This is a genomic window from Halomonas sp. LES1, from assembly GCF_031846005.1.
Classification (GTDB): Bacteria; Pseudomonadota; Gammaproteobacteria; order Pseudomonadales; family Halomonadaceae; genus Halomonas.
In genome coordinates, this window is sequence record NZ_JAVRGC010000001.1 from 287,051 (window position 1) to 302,357 (window position 15,307).

At 62.0% G+C, this 15,307-nt stretch carries 10 protein-coding genes; 3 read left to right on the forward strand and 7 right to left on the reverse strand.

The window, feature by feature from the left end; translation table 11 throughout:
- Window positions 1-5: 5 nt before the first annotated feature.
- The 3 genes from serC to RM463_RS01465 form a co-directional block, all read right to left on the reverse strand.
- Window positions 6-1,109, reverse strand: coding sequence for a 3-phosphoserine/phosphohydroxythreonine transaminase (serC, locus tag RM463_RS01455; protein ID WP_311428688.1), 1,104 nt, complete (start codon window positions 1,107-1,109; stop codon window positions 6-8).
- A 31-nt stretch (window positions 1,110-1,140) separates the two neighbouring features.
- Window positions 1,141-3,876: a DNA gyrase subunit A gene (gene gyrA, locus RM463_RS01460; RefSeq protein ID WP_311428689.1), complete on the reverse strand. Its 2,736-nt coding sequence runs from the start codon at window positions 3,874-3,876 to the stop codon at window positions 1,141-1,143.
- A 136-nt stretch (window positions 3,877-4,012) separates the two neighbouring features.
- Entirely contained in the window at window positions 4,013-4,432 is a 420-nt protein-coding gene (locus RM463_RS01465) for a thioesterase family protein (protein WP_311428690.1), read from the reverse strand.
- Window positions 4,433-4,585: 153 nt separating this feature from the next.
- On the opposite strand from RM463_RS01465, the gene RM463_RS01470 reads away from it, so the two are divergent.
- The 3 genes from RM463_RS01470 (at window position 4,586) to RM463_RS01480 (ending at window position 9,009) form a co-directional block, all read left to right on the forward strand.
- Complete coding sequence (locus RM463_RS01470; protein WP_311428691.1) at window positions 4,586-5,518, forward strand: recombination-associated protein RdgC; 933 nt, start codon at window positions 4,586-4,588, stop codon at window positions 5,516-5,518.
- A complete protein-coding gene (locus RM463_RS01475) occupies window positions 5,515-6,729 on the forward strand; it encodes a 1-acyl-sn-glycerol-3-phosphate acyltransferase (RefSeq protein ID WP_195687172.1) in 1,215 nt (404 codons plus the stop codon). The genes RM463_RS01470 and RM463_RS01475 overlap by 4 nt, the downstream gene beginning before the upstream one ends.
- A 342-nt stretch (window positions 6,730-7,071) precedes the next feature.
- A complete protein-coding gene (locus tag RM463_RS01480) occupies window positions 7,072-9,009 on the forward strand; it encodes an EAL domain-containing protein (protein WP_311428692.1) in 1,938 nt (645 codons plus the stop codon).
- Window positions 9,010-9,184: 175 nt separating this feature from the next.
- Here RM463_RS01480 and RM463_RS01485 read toward each other — a convergent pair whose 3' ends face one another.
- From RM463_RS01485 to RM463_RS01500, 4 genes are all read right to left on the reverse strand, one after another.
- On the reverse strand, window positions 9,185-9,361 hold the full coding sequence (locus RM463_RS01485) for a hypothetical protein (RefSeq protein WP_311428693.1): 177 nt from the start codon (window positions 9,359-9,361) through the stop codon (window positions 9,185-9,187).
- Window positions 9,362-9,572: 211 nt separating this feature from the next.
- On the reverse strand, window positions 9,573-11,003 hold the full coding sequence (locus RM463_RS01490; protein ID WP_311428694.1) for an HlyD family type I secretion periplasmic adaptor subunit: 1,431 nt from the start codon (window positions 11,001-11,003) through the stop codon (window positions 9,573-9,575).
- Window positions 11,003-13,123: a type I secretion system permease/ATPase gene (locus RM463_RS01495; protein ID WP_311429111.1), complete on the reverse strand. Its 2,121-nt coding sequence runs from the start codon at window positions 13,121-13,123 to the stop codon at window positions 11,003-11,005. The genes RM463_RS01490 and RM463_RS01495 overlap by 1 nt, the downstream gene beginning before the upstream one ends.
- A gap of 357 nt (window positions 13,124-13,480) precedes the next feature.
- Entirely contained in the window at window positions 13,481-14,926 is a 1,446-nt protein-coding gene (locus RM463_RS01500) for a TolC family outer membrane protein (protein ID WP_311428695.1), read from the reverse strand.
- Window positions 14,927-15,307: the final 381 nt, after the last annotated feature.

The following is a 15,307-nucleotide window of genomic DNA, read 5'->3' on the forward strand; positions in this document are numbered from 1 at the left end:
GATATTCAGCCCTTTCTATTTTCGAAGTCGGCCATGAAATCGATCAGTGCATCCACGGCAGCTTCGGGAACGGCGTTGTAAAGGCTGGCCCGCATGCCGCCCACGCTGCGGTGGCCTTTGAGGTTGAGAAGCCCCGCCTGCTCGGCCTCGGCGAGGAACGGCTTGTCCAGACGCTCATCGGCAAGCACGAAGGGGACGTTCATGCGGGAACGGTTCGCCGGCGCGATGGGATTGGAGTAGAGCTCGCTGCCATCGATGGCGGCATACAGCTTGGCGGCCTTGCGCGCATTGATGGCCTCCATGGCCGGCAAGCCACCGATATCGTGTCTGAGCCACTCGAACACCAGCCCCGCCAGATACCAGCTGTAGGTCGCCGGCGTATTGACCATCGAGCCGCCCTCGGCGAGGGTCTTGTAGCCAAACAGCATGGGCATGCCGGGGCGTGCGCGCTCGAGCAGGTCGTCACGCACGATCACCACGACCAGCCCGGCGGGACCGATGTTCTTCTGCGCTCCGGCGTAGATAACGCCGTATCGAGAGACATCCAGCGGGCCGGAGAGGATCGACGAGGACATGTCGCAGACCAGCGGCACCTCGCCCCCGTCCGGACGCACCGCCCGCGGGGTATAGTCGAAGGCGAGTCCGCCGATGGTCTCGTTGGCGGTGACATGCAGGTAGGCCGCATCATGGGAGAGCTCGATCTCTCCCTGCTGCGGCACCCGGGTATTGCCACTGGCCTCACTCGAGGCCGCCACCCGGGCGTCACCGAACAGGTGGCGCGACTCGGCGATGGCCTTGCGACTCCAGATGCCGGTATCCACGAAGTTGGCGGTGCCGCCGTTTCCCAGCAGGTTGTAGGGCACCGCGGCAAACTGCTGGGTCGCCCCGCCCTGGGTGAAGAGCACCCGATAGTTGGCGGGGATCGCCAGAAGCTCGCGCAGATCGGCCTCGGCCTTCTCAGCGATGGCAACATACTCCGCCGAGCGGTGGCTCATCTCCATCACCGACAGGCCGTGACCACGGTAGTCGAGCATCTCGTCGCGGGCCCGCTCGAGCACCGCGGTAGACAGCGCCGCCGGACCGGCGCAGAAGTTGAAATGACGTGTCATGCGTCCTGGTTCTCCATTGGGGTCAGCCCCTTCAATCCTCTTCGGCGCCTGATCCCGCACCCTCGTTGCCTGCCTCGGCGGAGTCGTCGCCTGCGCCTTCAGCCTCTCCAGCGCCCTCGGGCTCTTCCGACTCCTCGGGCTCATCGACGCGCACCGTCTTGACCAGCTTCTCCTCGTTACCCAGTCGAATCAGCATCACGCCCTGAGTATTGCGCGAGGTGATCGAGACCTCATCGACGCGGGTGCGCACCAGGGTGCCGCGATCGGTGATCAGCATCATCTCATCGGAGGAGTAGACCTGCATGGCCGCCACCAGCGAGCCATTGCGCTCGCTGGTCTGCATGGCGATGACACCCTGACCGCCACGACCGCGCAGCGGGAACTCCTCGAGGCGACTGCGCTTGCCGTAGCCGTTCTCGGAGGCGGTCAGGATATAGATCTGGCCGCCATTAGCGGCCTCCACGGACGCCCCCTCCTCGCCCTCGATCTCGGCGTCACTCTCCGCCCTTCTATCAAAGCCGGCCTCGGCATCGATCAGCTGGCTCTGGGGGATGATCAGGCTGATCACTTCGGCACCATCGAGGAGGCGCATGCCACGCACGCCGCGCGCAGTACGCCCCATGGCCCGTACATTCCCCTCCTCGAAACGGATCGCCTTGCCATTGGAGGAGAGCAGCATGACATGATCGGAACCCGAGGTGATGGCCGCACCGACCAGGCGGTCGCCCTCCTCGAGATCGATGGCGATCAGGCCGACGCTGCGCGGCCGCGAGAACTGCTCGAGGCTGGTACGCTTCACCGTGCCCTTGGCGGTGGCGAAGAAGATATAGCTTTCGGGGTCATAGTCGCGCACCGGCAGGATGGCATTGATCGACTCGCCCTCATCCAGCGGCAGCATGTTGACCAGCGGCTTGCCGCGTGACCCGCGGCTGGCCGCCGGCATCTCGTAGACCTTGAGCCAGTAGACCTTGCCGCGATTGGAGAACAGCAGCACGGTGTCATGGGTCGAGGCCACCAGCAGATGCTCGATGACATCCTCGTCCTTCATGGCGGTGGCGGACTTGCCGCGTCCACCGCGCCGCTGGGCCTGGTAGTCCGAGAGCGGCTGGGTCTTGGCATAGCCGGAGCGGGACACGGTGACCACCATGTCCTCCTCGGCGATCAGGTCCTCCATGGAGAGGTCGAGGTGGCTTGCCTGAATCTCGGTCTTGCGCGGATTGCCGAACTGGTCACGTACCGCGACCAGCTCCTCGCGGATCACCTCGAGCAGGCGCTCGGCGGACGCCAGGATGGCCATCAACTCGGCGATCTTCTCGAGGATGCCGAAATATTCGTCGAGCAGCTTCTCGGTTTCGAGCCCCGTCAGGCGGTGCAGACGCAGCTCGAGGATAGCCTGGGCCTGGGCCGGCGACAGGCGATACTCGCTGCCCGCCGTATTGAGCCCGAAGCCCTCCTCGAGATCCTCGGGCTTGCAGGAGGTGGCGCCGGCCCGCTCGAGCATGCCGGTGACCTGCCCGGGCGACCAGTCTCGTGCAAGCAGCTTCTCCTTGGCCTCGGCCGCATTGGGCGAGGCCTTGATCAGCTCGATGACCTCGTCGATGTTCGAGATGGCAACGGTGAGGCCCTCGAGAATATGGCCACGTTCGCGAGCCTTGCGAAGCTCGTACAGGGTGCGCCGTGTCACCACCTCGCGACGATGACGAATGAATGCCTCGAGAATCTCCTTGAGATTGAGGATCTTCGGCTGACCGTTTTCGATCGCCACCATATTGATGCCGAAAACGGTCTGCAGCTGGGTCTGGGCGAACAGGTTGTTGACCACCACCTCCCCGGACTCGCCACGCTTGACCTCGACCACCACCCGCAGACCGTCCTTGTCGGACTCGTCGCGCAGCTCGGCGATCCCCTCGATGCGCTTCTCCTTGACCAGCTCGGCGATCTTCTCGATCAGACGCGCCTTGTTCACCTGATAGGGAAGCTCATCGATGATGATGTGATCCCGGCCACTCTTCTCGTCATGCTCGATGGTGTGGCAGGCGCGCACGTAGATGCGCCCCCGGCCGGTGCGATAGGCCTCGAGGATCCCGGCACGGCCGTTGATGATGCCGCCCGTGGGGAAGTCAGGGCCGGGGATATGCTCCATCAGATCGTCGACGGTGAGAGTGTAGTCATCGATCAACGCCAGGCAGGCGTTGATGATCTCCCCCATGTTGTGCGGCGGGATATTGGTGGCCATGCCCACGGCGATACCCGACGAGCCGTTGACCAGCAGGTTGGGCACCTTGGTGGGCAGCACCTCGGGGATACGCTCGGTGCCGTCGTAGTTGTCGACCCAGTCGACGGTCTCCTTCTCCAGATCGGCCAGCAACTCGTGAGAGAGCCGCGCCATGCGAACCTCGGTGTAACGCATGGCGGCGGCACTGTCGCCGTCAATGGAGCCGAAGTTACCCTGGCCGTCGACCAGCACATGGCGCATGGAGAAGTCCTGAGCCATGCGCACGATGGTGTCGTAGACGGCACTATCACCGTGAGGGTGATACTTACCGATGACGTCGCCCACCACACGAGCGGACTTCTTGTAGGGTTTGTTCCAGTCATTGCCGAGCTCGTGCATGGCAAACAGCACGCGCCGATGCACGGGCTTGAGGCCGTCGCGCACATCCGGCAGCGCCCGGCCGATGATCACGCTCATCGCGTAATCGAGGTACGACTGCTTGAGTTCGTCCTCGATGTTGACTGGCAGAATCTCTCTGGCGAGCTCACCCATGGGTCGTCGAATCCTTTGCACTGCAGGAGGTTGGCCGCCCGCCGTGGCGTTGCCCGGGGCGCCATTTACAGCCGCACATCATATCACTCCGGCGCGGGCAAAGGGAGCTGACTATTCGAGTTCCGCCCCGCCATCGCTACTCCAGCACGAGGGGAGCCAACAGCTCATATAGCTCCCCCTCGATGGGAATGGCACGGTTGGCGGCCACGTCGAGCAACACGAAGGTAATGGTGGCACGACTGACCAGTGCATCATCGCCACATCGATGAATCTCCTGGGCCATGCGCGCGCTACGCGCGCCGAGCTCGCAGACCCTGCTGCTGACCTTGAGATCGTCGCCGGCCACGGCCGCCGCGCAGTAGTCGATATTGACATTTACCGCCACGAAGGCCACATCACCGCGCTGTAGACGATGAAACAGCTCGGGTCGGTCATCGAAATAGGCCCAGCGCCCCTCTTCCAGGAACTCCAGATAGCGGGCATTGTTGACGTGACCATAACCATCGAGATGGTAACCACGCACGCGCAGTGAAACAGAGGAAATTCGACTATCCACGGGTCATCACTCCTTGGCCTGAAAAGACTCGATTCTAGGCATCCACACCGCCCGAATTCAAACATCCGTTTTATATCTGTCTCATGATCGATGCTGGCACCCTCGCGCCCCTTCGGTGATAATGGCGACCCTTTTCTCCGGGAAAAATGCTGCATGTGGTTCAAGCACTTACACCTTTATCGGCTACACGACGCACCTGAACTGGATGCCGCCACGCTGGAAGAAGCCCTGGCCGAACAGGCGGCGCGACCGCTGGGCGGACAGGATCCCCGCCGCCTGGGCTGGACCTTCCCGGGCGGTCGTGCCGACACCAGCCGCCTCCACGAGCTGCAGGGGCAACGCCTGCTCTGCGCCCTGCGTCAGGAACGGCTGCTGCCCGCCAGCGTCGTCAAGGAGGAGGTCGACGAGCGCGCCGCCGAGGTAGAGGCTCGCGAGGGGCGCAAGCTGCGCCGCCAGGAGAAGATCACCCTCAAGGAGCAGGTAGTCGAGGAGCTGCTGCCCCGCGCCTTCGTGCGCAGCCAGAAGATCGACCTCTGGTGGGACACCCGGCGTCGGCTGATCGGGGTCAACGCAAGTTCGCGAACACGAGCCGAGGAGCTACTCGACCTGCTGCGGGAAACCCTGGGCAGTCTGAAGGTCACGCCACTGGCAACTCAGGTAATGCCCATGCGCGCCATGACCCAGTGGCTCACCGACCCCGCCTCACGCCCCGCCGACCTGGTGATGGGTGACCAGGTGGAGCTCAAGGCCAAGGGCGATGACGGCGTGCTGCGTGCCCGCCAGGTCGACCTCGACAGCGACGAGATCCAGCAGCTGCTGGAGAGCGGCCGGCAGGCCAGCAAGCTGGCCGTGGAGATCGAGGGCCGGCTAAGCTTCGTCCTGCATGACGACCTGGCGCTGAAGTCGCTGCGCTTCGGCGACGCACTGATCGACGAGGCCAACGCCAGCGATGATGGCGATGACGCCCTGCTGCGCCTGGATACCGATTTCGTACTGATGGCCCAGGCTTTGGGCGACAACACCGAACGCCTCATTGCCTGGCTGGGCGGCGAGGCCGGCACCGCAAGCGACATCCAAGCATCATGACCGAGAACCGACCCGACAGCAGCGCCCAGGACCCCTGGGCCGACATCCGCCCCTTCAACGACGAGGAAGTCGCGGGGGTGCTAGCGAATCTCACCCAGGAGCCCGAGTTGCTCGACGCCCTGACCCGCTATCGCCTGCCGCGACTCTCGCGCCTGATGCCTGGCCTCTCGCGCCGACTGGCAAGCCTGGCGCTGCGCCGGCAGGTGCGTGGCGTTCAAAGCATCAAGCAGTTCCAGCAGCGTATCGCCGGCTACATGGAGCGGATGATTCGCACCACGACCGATGAGTTCAGCACCGCCGGTCTCGACAGGCTCGACCCGGCGACGGCGTATCTGTTTATCGGCAACCATCGCGACATCTCCCTGGACCCCGCCTTCGTCAACTACGCCCTCTACCTGGCGGGTCGTAACACGGTGCGCATCGCCATCGGCGACAACCTGCTCAAGAAGCCCTATGTCACCGACCTGATGCGCCTCAACAAGAGCTTTATCGTGCCGCGCAGCGCGCGTGGCAAGCGCGCCATGCTGGCCGCCTACCAGAAGCTTTCCGGCTATATGCGTCACTCCATTACCGGCGACAATCACTCCATCTGGATGGCCCAGCGTGAGGGGCGCGCCAAGGACGGCATCGATGGCACCGACCCGGCGATCATCAAGATGATGACGATGTCGCGGCGGGCCGAGGATCGCCAGGCAAGCCTCGGCGAGGCGATTCGCGAACTTCGCCTGGTACCGGTCGCGATCAGCTACGAGTATGACCCGTGCGACGTACAGAAGGCCCGCGAACTGCATGCGATGCATACACTCGGTAAATACGAAAAGGGTCAGTACGAGGACATCAGCTCCATTGTTGCCGGCATCACCGGCCACAAGGGGCGCGTCAAGCTCACCTTCGGCACGCCGCTCAGCGCCGACTTCACGGCGCCTGATGAGGTCGCCGCCGAGATCGACCGACAGGTACTGGAAGGCTACCAGCTCTTCCCCAGCCACTATCTGGCACTGGAGACCCTGGGGCACGCAGCGGAGCTTGTCGACCTCGGTGAGGTCACCGAGGCCGACCGCGAGCGCTTCCAGACACGGCTTGCTCAGGTGCCTGCCGAGCTTCGGGAGTGGTGGCTGGCCCAGTACGCCAACCCGGTTCTCAACAAGGCGGGGCGCGCCCCCTTCACGCCAGTCGCGGCCCAGAACGAACCCAGGAGCGAGGCACGCTGAGTTCAGGCCGACGGCACGCCTGGTCAGCTGGACCGGAACCCTCCCCCCCGACGACCCATTAATCTCCATGCCGGCCGACACTCTAACGTGCGGCTGGGCATGGGTGTGCGGATACGGCATGGCCAGAGTAGCCAAGCCTTCCGACCCCGAGCCTCGGCCTTAGCCGGCAATTCTGTAAACTGATGTAAACTGACGTTAGTTGATGTAAGCTGATACCCATGACTCGTCGCGAGCTGTCCAGCTGGCAGCGGCTCGCGCCCAAGCGCTGATGCAACCTTTACGCCTGAGTATCTGATCTGAAGCTAGACTGTCGGCCGCCAAGCCCATGGGGAGTACATCGACGTGTCGCTTACCAAGCAGCTCTGGCTGACTATTGCCCTGGCACTCTTACTGGCCTTTAGCGGTAGCCTGTATATCGGCTTGTCAAGCTTCCGACACCAGATAGAGCAAGAGGCCGAGATACGCAACCGTCTGAATGCCGAGGCTTTAGCACTAATCATCAGCCAGGTGAGCATGACCCCGGATAGCATTGGACAACTGCTTGCCACCCAGTTTGACTCCGGCCACTACCGCCGAATCGAACTGCGTGACACACAAGGCAATGTCGTGGCCCTGCATGAAGGCAGCAAGCCGCCTATCGAGGTTCCGAGCTGGTTCGTCAACCTGGCCAACATCGAAGCACCGGCCGGCCATGCGACCGTTCATGACCCCTTGAACCGTTACAGCACTCTGACCTTCGAGAGCCAGCCCGACATCGCCTATCGACCGCTGTGGCTCGCGACTCTAAAGCTTGCCGGCTGGTTCGGAATGCTCTGCCTAGTCGGCCTATTACTCGCTGCATGGGTCGCACGTAGCATTCGCCGACCGCTGCGACGCCTGGTGAAGCAAGCCCACGATATTGGTAACCGCCAGTTTATCACCACTCCCGAACCTCGCCTGCGCGAGGTGCGGAAGGTGGTCAAAGCCATGAACCGCCTTTCCGAATCCCTGGCCGAGATACTTGGCCGTGAGAGCGAACGCCTCGACCTGCTTCGCAAGCGATTGCAGCACGACCCGGTCTCGGGCGTACTCAATCGAGAGGCCTTCATGAAACAGTTGCACAACAAGCTCAAGTGTAGCGACCGCCAAGCCACAGGCACACTCGCCATGGTCCGGTTGTCACGACTGGGGAAAGTCAACGAAAGCCTGGGCCAGGCCGACACCGATATGCTGCTGCACGAACTGGGGCAGAGCCTCGCCCAGGTTGGCAGGCTGGTGGGCGAAGGGGTTGCCGGCCGTCTGAACGGCAGTGATTTCGCCCTGTTGATCCCCTCCTCCAGTGATACTGCGCTGGTCGGCGAAGAGATCATCCAGCGGCTGACCACCCTCGAGCAGGCACAGCAGGAGACTACCCTCACGCTTCCTTCGGCGTTGATCACCTACGCCCAGGGCGACCAACCGAGCACCCTTCTGGCAAGCCTCGACGGAGCACTCGCCAACGCCGAGAACAGCGGCCATCTTGTCCAGCTGGTGGCCAAGGGGGCTCGGCGCCTGACGCTTTTCAACAGTCACGCCGAATGGCGCCAGGCCTTGTCTCAGGCACTCGAGGACGGCGTCTATCTAGGCCGCTACCCGGTGCTCGATGCTCAAGGCCAGCTGTTGCACCTCGAATGCCCGGCGCGTCTGCGCCTGAAGGGCAAATGGCGCCCGGCCGATATCTTCATGCCCTGGATCTCTCGCCTTGGATTCGAACCCCTGCTGGACCTGACGGTGGCCCGAGAGACGCTGCGCGAGCTCAATCGCCACGGCATGCCTCTGGGCATCAACCTCTCCCCGGCCTCGCTGCGCGACGGGCGTTTCATGCTGGATTTCCACAATCTGCTCCAGGGCAATCGGGAAGCCGCACGCCAGCTTTGGATCGAGGTGCCGGAAGTCATGCTGTCCCACGATCTGGAGACATTGCGTAGTCTGGGTCGCGAGCTTCAGCTCTTCGGCTGCCGACTGGGGGTGGAACATGTGGGTCGCGAGTTCCGCCGCATCACTGATCTCGAGGGCTTGGGTCTGAGCTACATCAAGATCGACGCCACCCTGGTCGAGGGTCAGCATGAGAGCCTGGATCAACAGACACTCCTGCGGGGTATAGCCACCCTCTGCCAGTCAATTGGCATCATAGCCATTGCCGAGGGTGTCGCCAGCCTGAAAGAGGCCGAGGTGATCTTCAAGCTCGGCATCAACGGCGTCACTGGCCCGGGTATCCGCCAGCTGGGCCGGCCCGGCAGCCAGGCGAGACTTGTTGACTGAAGCGAGGAACCAACAACCCACCGGGCGGTGATACGAGTATAGACTCCGCCCTCGGCTCAACTCTGGGCCTCTCGGCAGGAGTCACCTCAATCCACTCAGATCACCTCACCCTCTTCATCATCGCCCCCCGCCAGGCCAAGTCCCTTCAGCCATCGCCGCAGCGACTGCCGTGCCATCATCTTCCCTGGGCCACTTCCGGTAACTCGGTGAACTTTATCATCCCCTTATCCATCAACAACCCAATCACATCCTCCAGCACGCGCACAAAGGCCAGGCCCGGCGTCTGCAGGGAGACCTCATCCAGCCCCCCCTCCTCGTAAAGAAACGCCACCAGTGTAGGCGACCAAGCCATCACATACTTGTTACACTCCGATGTTTTATCTCGGCTGACCTGTGCGATACGACCGCTGGCATCCCGCTTTTCCTACATGGCTGGTCTCCTGAGGTTACTGAAGCCAGCGGAATGGCCCGAGATGAAAATCAACTTCACTAAAAGTTCATTTACACGGCATCATCACTGGCCAGTGCCGTCACTTCTACTCCGGGCGAGAGTACGCCGACCCTTATCGCTCACCCATCGAGTTGCTCCACGCTCGAAGCACGGGTTTCAGCATAAACTGCATGACGGTTCGCTTTCCCGTCATGATGTCTACTTGGGCCGTCATACCCGGGATAACCTCGATCTGCGGATGATCCTGGGGGTTCTCCGTCGCTCGAACACGCACCAGATAGAAAGTGTTATCGTTATCGTCGGTTATGGTGTCAGCACTGATATGCTCGAGCTCCGCCTCTAGCCCGCCATAGATAGTGAAATCATAAGCGGTCAACTTGATCGTGGCCGGTTGGCCGGGACGTAAAAAGGCGATGTCTTGAGGGGCGATCTTCGCCTCTACCAGCAGCTGGTCATCACTGGGAACGATCTCGACCACTTCCTGCCCAGGCTGGGCGACGCCCCCCAGGGTGTTGATATTGAGCCTCTGTACCACGCCCTCGACTGGTGAGCGTATCTCCGCCAGGCGCACACGATCCTCAAGCCCGGTACCGGTCTCTTCCAGGGCACTAAGCTCACTGGTGGTTGTAGCCAGCTCGATGCGCCAGTCGTTACGCCGCTCGGCCCCCAGCTCGCGAAGCTGCGTTTCTGCTTCCTCGACCGCTGCCTGCAACCGCGCTACGGAAGCCGCCGCCTGGTCACGCTCGCCGGTGGCCCGCGACACTTCACGACGGAGTCGCAGGACTTCCACTTCGGAAACCGCGCCAGAGCTCAGCAGTGGACGAGTAAGATTAAGCTCCTGGCTCGCCATATTGGCCTTTCGCTGCGCCGTATCGCGACGCGCACGCGCCTCCCGGAGTTCTTCCTCACGCTGACGGGTACGCTCGCGCAGCACGTTCTCCTGCTCCCGCAACTCTTCCCGAGCACTCTCGTAGGCCTCGCGCTCCTGGGCCACGATATCCGGCGCCTGCTTGCGCAATACTTCAGATGGCGAGAATGGCGTACCACTTACCAGCGCACGCAGACGTTCGGCACGTGCCTGTAATGAGAGCACCTGAGAGCGATTTTCACGAAAGTTGGCGAGGTAACGAGTAGGGTCGATGCGCATCAACACCTGCCCCTGCTCCACCGACTCCCCCTCGCGCACCAGTATTTCCTGGACTACACCGCCATCATAGGTCTGCACGCGCTGCAACTGGCTGGAGGGTATCACCCGCCCTGCCCCACGCGTCATCTCATCAATAGGCGCAAAACAGGCCCATACCAGTAGGGCGACGACGGCCAGCAACACCATATAGAGAAACCAGCGGGCACGAACCGGATCCTGCTGCAGGCGAGCCCAGTCGGCATCACTGGTCCAGTCGCGACTCAGATGTGCAGCGGTGACCCGCTTGGCGAAGAGTCGGTCCATGAAGGGCCGAAACGGCTTGCCGCCGGCCTCGGAGAAGCGGCCGATCGCTTCGAAGCCACGCTGCTCGGCCATGCGCTCCTGCTTCTTGGCCATTAGCTTGCCCTCCCGATCTGCCCTTTACGCAGCGCGTCGAGCACCTTGTCCTGAGGGCCATCCGCCATCACCCGGCCTGAATCGATCACGATGATGCGATCGACCAGCGAAAGTAGTGAGGTGCGATGAGTCGCCAGAATCATGGTCTTGGCTTGCGCGAACGTCTTGAGATTAGCCTTGAGGGCCTCCTCGCTGGTGTGATCCATGGCGCTGGTGGGCTCATCAAGTAACAGGATCTGGGGATCATTGACCAGCGCCCGGGCCACCGCAACGGATTGGCGCTGCCCCCCTGAGAGCGCCTGCCCACGCTCACCCACCGGGAGATCGACCCCCTGGGGATGAGCATTGACTAGCCCCTCCAGGCCGCTCAGCCTGATCGCACGCAACAGTGCCTCGTCATCTACCCCCTCGCTACCACCGCCAGCGATGATGTTTTCCCGCAGAGTTCCGTAGAAGAGACTGATGTCCTGGGAGACATAACCGATCTGTCGACGCAACTGGATGGGATCGAACTGGCGTAGGTCTACACCATCGAGCATCACTGCTCCGGCGGTCGGCTCATAGAGACCCAGCATCAACTTGTTGAGGGTGGTCTTACCACAGCCGATGCGACCCAGCAGAGCCACCTTCTCGCCGGACCGGATGGCCAATGACACGTCGCGCAGCGCTTCGTTTTCCTGCTCCGGGTAGCGCAGCGACACCTTGTCGAAGCGAATGTCGCCGCGGATCACCGGGCGACTGACAAACGCCTTGCCTTCGGGGCGCTCCACGGGTCGTGCCATTACCTCGTTGAGTGACTGCAGCGCGGTCGAGGATTGATGATACTGGGCCAGCAGTGCGGCAGCCTGGCTGATCGGCGCCATGACACGGGAGGAGAGCATGTAGGCGGCGATCAACCCACCCTGAGTAAGATTCCCCTCGATGATCTGATAGACACCGAGAATAATGACGCACACCGCCACACTGTGCTGGGTCCACATCGCCACACTGGAGACCGAAGTGCTGACCAGACGTAGCTGGGCGCCGGTACGGGACAGGTAGGCCGTCGCCTTCTCCCAGGTACTCTGAATACGGCTCTCGGCACGCAGTGTCTTGACGGTCTCCAGTTGCGAGACCGACTCCACCAAGGTGGCATTGCGCTGCGCGCTGGCCCGCCAGGTGGTCTCGGAGAGCTCATGGAGCTTTCCCTGGGCAGCCATGGCGTAGAGGAGGACGAGAGTGACACCCGCCAGCACCGGTATCACCAGCGGCGGACTGATCAGGGCGATGATACCGGCGAACATCAGCACGAAGGGTAGATCGACCAGCGATACCACCGTTGCCGAGCCAATGAACGCACGCACTGACTCGAAAGACTGCAGAGTGGCGGCAAAAGAGCCCGTGGAGGCGGGTTTCGCCTCCATGCGCATTCCCAGGACCCGCCCCATGATCGAGGATGACAGCTTGACATCGGCGCGACTCGCCGCGAGATCGACGAAGGCATTGCGCATCAGTCGCAGCACCAGATCGAAGCACAGCACCACAAAGATTCCGGCCGCCATCACCCATAACGTCTCCGTCGCATGGTTGGGAACCACCCGATCGTAGACATTGAGCACGAACAGCGGCATGGCCACCGCGAACAGGTTGATCATTGCCGAGCCAGCGATGACATCGCGGTAAAGCTTGCGATTCTCGCGAATGACGCCCCAGAACCAGTGACGAGAGCGCTGGCGCGTCACTTCAGGACCGCGTTCATCGAAATGGAAGCGCGGGCGCACATAGATTGCCTGGCCACTGTAACTGGACTGCAACCCATCCAGTTCAACCTCGGTTTCGGCATCGCCAAGCTCGGGAAAGATCACCCGGGCCTTGCGCGCCTTGGTATCCAGTCCCAGCAGCACACAGGCGCGCCCCGGCTCAAGCAGCAGCACCACCGGAAAGAGGGCCGGGTTGAGCTGCACCAGGCGACTCTTGACCAGCCGCGCCGAGAGCCCCGCTCGGCTCGCGGCACGAGAGAAGACGCCGGGAGTCAGTCGCCCCTGTTTCAGAGGCAGGCCAGCGGTAAGGGTTTCGGCGGTGGTTGTTATGTCATGGCACATCGCCACGCTTTGCAGGCACTCGAGCAGTTCATCCTGCATGGTTGAGCGCGATACACACTCGGAAGACTCCAGCGGCTCTCTCTGCGTCACACACACCTCGATTATCGATTATCCCTGACATCACCATCGCGATGAGGGCAGAGCACATGCCGGCAGCGTGACCTCTCTCAGCGGGTCCTCACAACCATCAGCTACGCGTCATGACATCGCACACCACATGCACGTCAGTGGCCATCCAGGGCACGATACCGGCGTATCGGGCACCGGCTTCAGACGCGAAGCCGGTGGTGCTCGCCGCTCGCAAGCCCCGGGATGCTTCGGCGAATCAGCACGCAGTCAGTGCTTCGATGACCGCCATATGGAGTCCCGTTATGCAAGACTCTCGCCGACACGGGGTCACTTCCTAGTGCGGCCTGATACCTCGGCGGGAAAATCGGTGTCACCGATAAAATCCGCCAATGTAAAGCCCCTCGGACCTTCTGCCGGACAAATGGTGTCAGGATCCAGCGTCACACCATCGCTTCCCATCTCGGCCAGAGTCGGCATCTCGTCGTGGACCACTCCCAGGGTTCTCATGAGCTGCCCCATGGAGGCCAGCACCCGGGCATCGGCAATCGCTATATCATACTGGGCATTGACATAAGCACGGCTGGCCTCGAAGTATTCATTCTCGCTGTCCAGCACATCCAGCAGGGTCCGCTGGCCGATCTCGAACTGCTGCTGATAGGCACCACGCACACGATCGATGGAGAGACGGTGCTGATTGAGGTAGGTCAGCTGCTCACGCAACCGTTGGGTGTCGCTGTAAGCAATCTGGGTGGTCTGGCGAACATCTATACAGGCCTTCTCGCGCAGGTCACTCGCCTGCTCGACACGATGGCTGGCAGCGCGGAACGAGGCCAGATCGCTGCCGCCACGATAGAGGTTCACGCTCGCGACCAGCTCGATGCTCTGGCGTTGGCGGTCATCGTAGATATCGTAACCGCTGTCGTTGCGGTAGGTACCTGCGCTCCCGCGTAGGTCGAGACGGGGGTGGAAGGCGGACTTGACGGCCTCGCGCTCGGCACGGACTGCTTCGATATTCTCAATAGCGGCATGGAACTCCGGATTGCCCTGGAAGGCCATGTCCAGCGCCTCGGCCACACTAGCCGGGAGGCGATCGTCGAACTTCGGTGCCGGCGCCAGCCGAGCGGCAGGCAGCTCACCGACAATGCGTTGAAAACTCACCGTGACGTCATGCAGATTGGAGGCCTCCGTCATCAGGTTCGACTCGGCCAATGCCAGGCGTCCGCTGATCTGCTCGAGGTCTACCCCACGGCCGGCACCCGAACGCACGCGCTGCTCGATCTGCCTGAATACTCGTAGGTGTTCCTCATAGTTTTCCCGGGCCAGGCTCACCAGCTCGCGGTAGCGGCTGACATCCAGATAGGCACGGGTCGCCTCGAGCGCAACACTCTCGCTGGCTCCAACCAGCTCATAATAGCGCACCAGCTTGGCATGATTAAGGCTATCCACCTCACTGACGGTGGCAAATCCATCGTATATCATTTGGGTCAGGGTGATCTCGGCAAAGCGGGTCTCGTAGCTTCCGCTTTTGGAGAAGCCTGGACCAGGCTCACCTTCCCGATACTCACGGCCAGTTCCGGCGCTGACATCAACAGTGGGCAGGTAGCTCCCGAATGCAATATCCACATCATCATCGGCAGCACGCAGCTCGCTCCAAACGGCCTGCACCTCGGGGTTGGTAGTGAGTGCCTGCCGTACCGCATCGGCGAGGGTGGTTGATCCCGGTGCAGCAAGGCCCGGCGGCAAACCCCGAGCCACCGCGGCGCTAATCGGCATAAGAGCCAACGCAGCGCCCAGGGTAGCAACTCCGATGACGCGGCGAGAGGTTGACGAGATGAGGGTAAATTTCATGAGCTGCCTGTGTAATGGTTGCCTGAAGAGATTTCACTGTGAAATCTCGGTCTACAAAGTTGTTGATATCGCTCGCTACGAGGCGTGGCGCTGTTTTTACTACGTAGCTGATGCTTTCCTGCACACTGCAAGAGCACAATCCTGGTCAGCTGCACCATCTTGCTCTCGGACTGCTGTGCATCGTGGTTCATGGACCGAGCCTTAAACGCGTACACGCTGCCGGCTTGTTATGACCCCACTGCCTAAGCATAGGGTTACGTTTTTTTTAATGAAGAACAAGACCCAACAAGGAACCTCATCAGCACC